The organism is Anaeromyxobacter sp. SG66 (genome assembly GCF_022690805.1).
Classification (GTDB): Bacteria; Myxococcota; Myxococcia; order Myxococcales; family Anaeromyxobacteraceae; genus Anaeromyxobacter; species Anaeromyxobacter soli.
In genome coordinates, this window is sequence record NZ_JALCZC010000153.1 from 1 (window position 1) to 7,956 (window position 7,956).

At 77.5% G+C, this 7,956-nt stretch carries 8 protein-coding genes; 7 read left to right on the top strand and 1 reads right to left on the bottom strand.

Translation table 11 applies throughout. From position 1 onward, the window contains the following. The 7 genes from mdcA to MNZ39_RS22395 form a co-directional block, all read left to right on the top strand. Positions 1 to 1,724 (top strand): malonate decarboxylase subunit alpha (mdcA, locus tag MNZ39_RS22365; protein ID WP_242341311.1); only part of this gene is annotated, 1,724 nt, incomplete at its 5' end. Positions 1,725 to 1,737: 13 nt separating this feature from the next. Next, positions 1,738 to 2,055: a malonate decarboxylase acyl carrier protein gene (gene mdcC / locus MNZ39_RS22370; RefSeq protein ID WP_242341312.1), complete on the top strand. Its 318-nt coding sequence runs from the start codon at positions 1,738 to 1,740 to the stop codon at positions 2,053 to 2,055. Further along, on the top strand, positions 2,052 to 2,969 hold the full coding sequence (locus tag MNZ39_RS22375) for a biotin-independent malonate decarboxylase subunit beta (protein ID WP_242341313.1): 918 nt from the start codon (positions 2,052 to 2,054) through the stop codon (positions 2,967 to 2,969). Before mdcC ends, MNZ39_RS22375 begins: the two co-directional genes overlap by 4 nt. Beyond that, complete coding sequence (locus MNZ39_RS22380; protein WP_242341315.1) at positions 2,966 to 3,685, top strand: biotin-independent malonate decarboxylase subunit gamma; 720 nt, start codon at positions 2,966 to 2,968, stop codon at positions 3,683 to 3,685. Before MNZ39_RS22375 ends, MNZ39_RS22380 begins: the two co-directional genes overlap by 4 nt. After that, positions 3,675 to 4,364 carry a malonate decarboxylase holo-[acyl-carrier-protein] synthase gene (gene mdcG, locus MNZ39_RS22385; protein WP_242341316.1) on the top strand — a complete coding sequence of 230 codons (690 nt, stop codon included), beginning with the start codon at positions 3,675 to 3,677 and terminating at the stop codon, positions 4,362 to 4,364. The genes MNZ39_RS22380 and mdcG overlap by 11 nt, the downstream gene beginning before the upstream one ends. Next, positions 4,361 to 5,254, top strand: a complete 894-nt coding sequence (gene mdcB, locus MNZ39_RS22390; RefSeq protein WP_242341317.1) for a triphosphoribosyl-dephospho-CoA synthase MdcB — start codon at positions 4,361 to 4,363, stop codon at positions 5,252 to 5,254. The genes mdcG and mdcB overlap by 4 nt, the downstream gene beginning before the upstream one ends. Next, positions 5,251 to 6,189 carry an ACP S-malonyltransferase gene (locus MNZ39_RS22395; RefSeq protein ID WP_242341318.1) on the top strand — a complete coding sequence of 313 codons (939 nt, stop codon included), beginning with the start codon at positions 5,251 to 5,253 and terminating at the stop codon, positions 6,187 to 6,189. Before mdcB ends, MNZ39_RS22395 begins: the two co-directional genes overlap by 4 nt. Positions 6,190 to 6,207: 18 nt before the next feature. On the opposite strand, the gene MNZ39_RS22400 is transcribed toward MNZ39_RS22395, so the two are convergent. Then, a partial coding sequence (locus MNZ39_RS22400) for an ATP-binding protein (RefSeq protein ID WP_242341319.1) occupies positions 6,208 to 7,956 on the bottom strand: 1,749 nt, incomplete at its 5' end.

Consider the following 7,956-nt stretch of genomic DNA (forward strand, 5'->3'; position numbering starts at 1 on the left):
GCGAGCGTCGTGCCGTCTACCGAGCCGCCGCGCCGCCCCCGCGGCCGGCCGAGGCGGCGCGCCCGGGAGGCCCCGTGACGCGCGTCTGGGACACCGCCCGGCGGAGCCGCCTCGCTCGGCTCGCGCGCGCGAGCGCCGCCGTCGGCGGCGGACGCTGGGTCGATCCCGGGCGCGTGACGCCGCTCCTCGAGGCCCTCCTCGAGCCGGGCGACCGCGTCTGCCTGGAGGGCGACAACCAGAAGCAGGCCGACTTCCTCGCGCGCGCCCTCGCGCGGGCCGATCCCGCCCGCGTCCACGATCTGCACCTCGTCATGTCGGTGCTCGCGCTCCCCGAGCACGTCGAGCTCTTCGAGCGCGGCCTCGCGCGCCGCCTGGACTTCTCCTTCTCCGGGCCGCAGGGGACGCGCCTCGCGCAGCTCGTCGCCGCCGGGCGGATCGAGATCGGCGCCATCCACACCTACCTCGAGCTCTACGCCCGCTACTTCGTGGACCTCACGCCGCGCGTCGCGCTCGTCTCGGCCATCGCCGCCGATGGCGAGGGGAACCTCTACACCGGCCCCAACACCGAGGACACGCCTGCCATCGTCGAGGCGACGGCCTTCAAGGACGGGATCGTCGTCGCCCAGGTGGACGAGCGCGTGGAGCGGCTCCCGCGCGTCGACATCCCCGCCGGCTGGGTGGACTTCGTCACGGTCGCGCCGGCCAAGAGCGCGATCGAGCCGCTGTTCACGCGCGATCCGGCGCAGATCGGCGAGGTCCAGGTCCTCATGGCCATGATGGTCGTGAAGGGGATCTACGCGGAGTACGGGGTCGAGCGGCTCAACCACGGCATCGGCTTCGACTCGGCGGCCATCGAGCTCATCCTGCCCACCTACGCGGAGCGGCTCGGGCTGCGCGGGAAGATCTGCCGGCAGTGGGCGCTCAACCCCCACCCGACCCTCATCCCCGCCATCGAGGCGGGGTTCGTCGAGTCGATCCACGCGTTCGGCTCGGAGCTCGGCATGGAGCGCTACGTCGCGGCGCGGCCGGACGTGTTCTTCACCGGGCGCGACGGGAGCCTGCGCTCGAACCGGGCCTTCTCGCAGACCGCCGGGCACTACGCCTGCGATCTCTTCATCGGCTCGACCCTCCAGCTGGACCTCGCCGGGAACAGCTCCACCGCCACGACGAGCCGGATCACCGGGTTCGGCGGGGCGCCGAACATGGGCGCGGACGCGCGCGGCCGTCGCCACGCCAGCGCGGCCTGGCTCCGCGCCGGCCGCGAGGCGCAGGCGGATCCGGCGGCCATGCCGCGGGGGCGGAAGCTCGTGGTGCAGCTCCTCGAGACGTTCCGTGAGCACATGGAGCCGGCGTTCGTGGAGCGGCTCGACGCGTGGAGGCTCGCCGAGACGATGGGCATGGCGCTCCCGCCGGTGATGATCCACGGCGACGACGTGACGCACGTGGTGACGGAGGAGGGGATCGCGAACCTGCTCCTGTGCCGCACGCCGGAGGAGCGCGCCGAGGCGATCCGCGGCGTCGCCGGCTACACGCCGGTCGGGCGCGCGCGCTCGCGGCGCGCCGTCGAGGAGCTCCGCCGCCGGGGCGTCATCCGCCGCGCGGAGGATCTCGGCATCGACAAGCGCGAGGCGACGCGCGATCTGCTCGCCGCGCGCAGCGTGAAGGACCTCGTGCGCTGGTCGGGCGGGCTCTACGAGCCGCCCGCCCGGTTCCGGAGCTGGTGAGGGGAGGGACGGGATGGAGCGCCTCGCGTTCGAGCTCGAGTCGGCGGGCCCGCCGGCGCCGCGCGCGCCGCCGGTCGTCGTCGGCGTCGTCGCGTCCGGGAACCTCGAGGTGCTCGTCGAGCCGGGGGACCTCGCGGGCCGCTGCCGCGTCGAGGTCGCCACGTCCGCGAACGGGTTCGCGGAGATCTGGGACGCCGTGCTGCGGGACTTCGCGGCCCGGAACGCGGTCGCCGGGCTCGCGCTGTCCGTGAACGACGCGGGGGCGACCCCCGCCGTCGTGAGCCTGCGCCTCGACCAGGCGGTCGAGGAGTACCTGGGGCAGCGGCCGTGACGCCGGGGAACCCGGGTCACCTCCCCGCGCGGAGGAGCTATCGCGAGGCGACGGCGCGGCGCAGGCTCGCGGGGATCCTCGACCCCGGCAGCTTCACCGAGCTCCTCGGCCCCTCCGAGCGCGTGACGAGCCCGCACCTCGCCGGCCTCGGCCTCGCCGTCGCCTTCGACGACGGCGTCGTGGTCGGGCGCGGCCTCCTCGGCGGCCGGGTGGTCCTCGCCGCGAGCCAGGAGGGCGGGTTCATGGGCGGCGCGGTGGGCGAGGTGCACGGCGCGAAGCTCGTCGGGCTCCTCCGCCGCGCCGAGCGGGAGCGCCCGGCGGGCGTGCTCCTCCTGCTCGACTCGGGCGGCGTGCGGCTGCAGGAGGCGAACGCGGGCCTCGTGGCGGTCTCCGAGATCATGCGCGCGCTGCTCGGCGCGCGCGCCGCCGGCGTGCCGGTCGTCGGCCTCATCGGCGGCGGCTGGGGATGCTTCGGCGGGATGGGCATCGTGGCGCGCTGCTGCGACGCGCTCGCCATGAGCGAGGAGGGGAGGCTCGGGATCTCCGGGCCCGACGTGATCGAGGCGACGAAGGGCGTCGAGGAGCTCGACGCCGCGGATCGCGCGCTCGTGTGGCGCACCTACGGCGGCAAGCACCGCTACCTGCTCGGCGAGGCGGACCTCCTCGTGGAGGACGACCTCGCCGCCTTCCGCGACGCCGCCGCGGCGCTCCTCGCCAGCCCGCGGTCGCTCGACGAGGGCGCGCTCGCGCGCGAGCACGAGCGCCTCGCGCGACGGCTCGCGGACTTCGGCGGCTGCACGGACGCGGCGGACGTCTGGCGCGCCGCCGCGGTGCCGGACCCGGACCGCCTCCCGCTCCTCGACGCGGACGCGTTCCGCCGCGCCGTCGCCGCTGCGCGCGGGGAGGAGCCGTGACCCCCGCGCTCGGGGCCCTCGTCGGCGCGCTCTTCCCCGCCGGGCACGCCGTCCGGGAGGAGGGCGGGATCGTCGTCGGCGCCGCGCACACCGCGGCCGGCGAAGTCGCGGTGCTCGGTACCGCGGGCGGGGTGGAGGTCGGCGTCGAGGCGGCGCTCGCCCTCGCGGGAGAGGTCCTCCGCACCGTGCGCGAGCACCCGGGGCGGCCCATCGTCGTCCTGGTGGACACCCGCGGCCAGCGGATGAGCCGGCGCGACGAGGTGCTCGGCCTCAACGGCTACCTCGGACACCTCGCCGCCTGCGTCGAGCTCGCGCGGCGGCGCGGGCACCCCATCGTCGCCGTGGTGAGCGGCGACGCGGTGAGCGGCGGGGTGCTGCCGCTCGGCTTCATGGCGGACGCCGTCCACGCCGTGGAGGGGGCGCACCCGTGGGTGATGAGCCTGCCGGCGATGGCGCGCGTGACGAAGCTCCCGCTCGAGCGGCTGGAGGAGCTGTCGCAAAGCTCGCCGGTGCTCGCGCCGGGCCTCGACCGCTTCGTGCGGCTCGGCGCGATCGAGCCGCGCTGGGAGCCGCCGCTCTCGGAGCAGCTCGCGGCCGCGCTCTCCCGTCCGGCCGGACGGGACCGCCGCGCGGAGCTCGGCCTCGAGCGAGGAGGGCGGCTCCTGGCGGCGGCGGTGGCGCGGCGGGTGAGCGGAGAGGACGGCGATGAGCCCTGACGCGGTCTCGGGCGACTTCCCGGCCCGCCACGATCTGGTCTGGCTCCGGCCCATGTGGCGCGAGGCGCTGCGCGGGGCGGTGGCGCCGTCCGCGCTGGACGCCCTCGGGGACTGGTTCGGCCGCCGGCTCCCCGCCGTCGCGTGCCGGCGCGACGGCTCCTGCGGCGACGCGATCCCGCTCGCGGTGGCGCTGCCGTCCTCCGCGGCGGGCGAGAAGCGGCGGGTGGCGCTCGCCGTGGAGCCGAGGGCCGTGGAGCGGATCGGGGCGCCGGCGACCCTCCGGGAGGCCGCCGGGAGCGCGCCGCCGGCGTGGCGGGAGCGGCTCGGAGCGCTCGACCACGCAGCGCGCGACGCGGGGCTCGTCCTGCGCGTGTACGGTTCGCTCGCGTGGCAGCACCTCTCCGGGCGGGCCTACGTGACGGAGCGCTCCGACGTGGACCTGCTCGTCGAGCCCCGCTCCGCGGGCGAGCTCCGCGGTGCGCTGGCGCTCCTCCGCGCCCGCGGCGACGGGATCCCGCGCCTGGACGGAGAGGTCCTGCTCCCCGGCGGGCGAGGCGTCTCGTGGCGGGAGCTCGCCGCGGGGGCCGCGCGGGTCCTCGTGAAGTCCGGGACGGCGGTGGCGCTCGAGCCGGCGCGGGCGCTCCTCGGGCCGCTCGCGGGGGAGGAGCCGTGGCCGTGACGACCGCCTCCGCGAGCCTCCCGGTGAAGCGTCCCCCCACCGCGAGCGTCGCGCACGCGATCGGCGAGGCGGCCGTCGCGGCGCTGCACGAGGAGCTCGAGGCCGAGCCCAAGCCGGGCCTCGTCACGCCGCGGGACCGCGGCGCGCACCGGGACATGGACGCGCGGACCTTCCGCGCGAGCATCGCGGCCCTGCGCGGCTACTTCCACGCGGTCGCGCGCGCCGGGACGGAGGGGGCCTCGCTCGCCGCCCTGCGCCCGCTCGCGCTCGACGCGGAGGCGCGCATGCTCCACGCGACCGGCGGCGTGAACACCCACCGCGGCGCGATCTTCTCGCTCGGCCTCCTGACCGCGGCGGCGGGGCGCCTCGCGGCCGCGCGCGCGCCCTTCGGGCCCGCCGCCCTCCGGGACGCCGTGCGCCGCGGCTACGGGGCGGCGATCCTGCGCGAGCTGCCGGCGCCGGTGGCGAGCCACGGCGCGATCGCCGGACGCCGCCACGGCGTCGGCGGCGCGCGCGCGGAGGCGGCGGCCGGGTTCCCGCACCTGTTCGACGTGGCGCTGCCGGCCCTCCGCGCGAGCCTGCTCCGCGGGGCCTCTCGCGAGGCCGCGGCCGTCCAGTGCCTGCTCTCCGCGATCGCGGTCCTCCCCGACACGAACCTCCTCTACCGCGGCGGTGCGGCCGGCCTCACCTTCGCACGCGCGGCCGCGCAGCTCTTCCTCGCCCGGGGCGGCGTGCACCGCAGCGGCTGGCGAGAGCACGCGCGCGCGCTGCACCGGGCGTTCGTCGGGCGGGACCTCTCGCCCGGCGGCAGCGCCGACCTGCTCGCCGCCGCGCTGTTCGTCGAGCGGCTCGGCGCGCTCGACCCCTCGCCCGCCGGGGGCGCGGGATGACGGGGACGGCCGGCCTCGCGGTGCTCTGTCCGGGGCAGGGGGGCCAGCACCCGGCCATGTTCGATCTCGCGCTCGCGAGCCCGCGCGGCGCCGAGGTCCTCGCCGCGGCGCGCGCGGCGCTCGGCGACGATCCGGTGGAGCGCGCGCGGCGCGGCGGCCCCGACCTGTTCGCGAACGCGCTCGCGCAGCCGCTCCTGTGCGCCGCCGAGCTCGCGACCTGGGCGGCGCTCCGCGAGGCGCTGCCCCCGGCGCGCGTGTTCGCAGGCTACAGCCTCGGGGAGCTCGCGGCCTACGGCTGCGCGGGCGCGCTCTCCCCAGGGGACACCGTGACGCTCGCCGCGCGCCGGGCGGCGCTCATGGACGCCGCCGCCCCCGCCGGCAGCGGGCTCCTGGCGCTCCGCGGGATCGCGCTCGCCCGGGCCGAGGCGCTCGCCGGGGAGGTCGGCGCGGAGCTCGCCATCGCGATCGGGCCGGATCACTGCGTCGTCGGCGGCGCCGCCGGTCCGCTCGCGCTCCTCGAGGTGCGCGCGCGCGCCCTGGGGGCCACGACCGTCCAGCGGCTCCCCGTGGGCGTCCCCGCCCACACGCACCTCCTCGACGCGGCGGTCGAGCCCTTCGCGGACGCGCTCGGGCGCTCCGGGCTTCGCGATCCCCCCACGCCCGTCCTGGCGGGCGTCACCGGCGCGCCGGCGCGGACCCGGACCGCGGCCGTGGCGGCCCTCTCCGTGCAGCTCGCGCGGCGCGTCGAATGGGGCCGCTGCCTCGCGACCGCCGCCGAGCTGGGCTGCTCGGTGTTCCTCGAGCTCGGGCCGGGCAACGCCCTCGCGCGGATGGCCGCCGAGGCCATCCCCGGCGCGCGCGCCCGCTCGGTGGCGGACTTCCGCTCGCTGGACGGCGTCGTGCGCTGGGTGGAGGCGAGCGGCGGCCGGCGATGAACGGCGGCGCGGCCGCGTTCAGCCTCTTGCGAGGCTGGCGCCGCGCGCGCCGAGCTCCGCGAGCAGCGCCTCGACCCGGTCGAGATCGACCGGCTTCACGAGGTGCACGTCGAAGCCGGCCTCCGCGGCCCGCGCGGCGTCCTCAGGCCGGCCGTACCCGGTCATCGCCACGATGGGCGCGCGCGGCGCGGGGGCCGCCTGCCGGATCCGACGCGCCACCTCGTAGCCGTCGAGGTCCGGGAGCCCGACGTCGAGCAGGATGACGTCGTAGCCGCCCGCGGCCGCGAGCGCGAGCCCCTCCTCGCCGCGGTGCACGAGGGTGACCGCGTGGCCCCACCCCGTGAGCGCGTCCTCGAGCAGGAACGCGAAGTCGTCGTTGTCCTCGACGACGAGCACGCGCAGCGGCCTCGCGTCCTGACGCCCGGGCCGCACCGGCGCCGCGGTCACCTCCGTCCCCGGCGGTGCCGCGGGTAGCCGGACCGTGAACTCCGTCCCCGCCCCGGGCTCGCTCGCGCAGGTCACCGTCCCGCCGTGCATCTCCACGATGCGCTTCACGAGGGAGAGCCCCACGCCGAGGCCGTTCTGGTGCCGCCCGGCCGCGCGCGCGCCCTGGAAGAAGAGATCGAACACGCGCGCGCGGACGTCCGGAGGCATCCCGATGCCGTCGTCGCGGACGCGGATCACGGCGTCGGTCCCCTCCCGCTCGACCGAGACCTGGACGCGGCCTCCCGGGGGCGTGAACTTCTGCGCGTTGGAGAGGAGGTTCTCGACGACCTGCTCGAGCCGCGCGGCGTCGGCGTGCACCGGGACCGGCTCGCCCGTGGTCGCGACGAGCTCCACGCCCGCTCCCGCGAACGCGTGCGCAGCCGCGTCGACGGCGTCGGCCACGATGCGCGCCGCGTCCACCGGCGCCCGGCGCAGCTCGAGCTTGTTCTTGTTGATGCGGGTGACGTCGAGCAGGTCGTCGACGATGCGCGCGAGGCGCCGCGTCTGGTGGGCGATGGTGGCGCGCCGCTTGCCGCCGCGCTCCGCGTCGGCGCAGTCGAGCTGCTGCACGGCCGCGGAGATCGAGGCGAGCGGGTTCCTGAGCTCGTGCGAGAGCGCGGCGAGGAACTCGTCCTTGAGCTGATCCACGCGGGCGAGCTCCTCCCGGCCCCGGCGCAGCTCCGCTCCGCTCCGGTTCAGCTCCTCGTTCTGGGCGAGCAGCTCCTCGTTCTGCGCCTGGATCTCCTCGCTCTGGGCCTGCAGCTCCTCGCTCTGCGCCTGGAGCTCCTCGCTCTGGGACTGGATCTCCTCGTTCTGCGCCTGCAGCCGCTCGTTCCGGTCCTGCAGCTCGGCGGCGAGGTGGACGGCGCGGCGGTGGGCGAGCGCGCTCTGGAGGGCGATCGCCAGCCGCGGGGCGGCGGCCTCGACGAACTCCGCCGCCGGGTCGCCGAGCTCGCGGACGCTGCCCACGAGGAGGACGCCCATCGTCCGCCCCTGGAACGGGAGCGGCGTCGCGACGAGCGAGCGCGGGGGCACCTCGTCGAAGCCGAAGCGCACGCGGAACGGCGTCTCCGCCGGGATGGCGTTCACGCGCAGCGTCGTCCCGCTCACGACCACCTGGGCCGGGAGTCCCTCGCCCCGCCCCGCGGCCTCCGCGGGCAGCGCGAACGTCGCGATGGGACGGAGCGCGCCCGCGTCCGCGAGGTAGACGGCGCCGAGCTCGGCGCCCGCGTACCCGACCACCTCCGAGAGCGCGTCGCGCGCGATGGACTCCGGCTCGAT

What these genes read in the sequence shown, in the direction of transcription:
- mdcC (WP_242341312.1), top strand. Translation starts at nt 1,738, where the DNA reads ATGGAGCGCCTCGCGTTCGAGCTCGAGTCGGCGGGCCCGCCGGCGCCG.
- mdcG (WP_242341316.1), top strand. Translation starts at nt 3,675, where the DNA reads ATGAGCCCTGACGCGGTCTCGGGCGACTTCCCGGCCCGCCACGATCTG.
- MNZ39_RS22395 (WP_242341318.1), top strand. Translation starts at nt 5,251, where the DNA reads ATGACGGGGACGGCCGGCCTCGCGGTGCTCTGTCCGGGGCAGGGGGGC.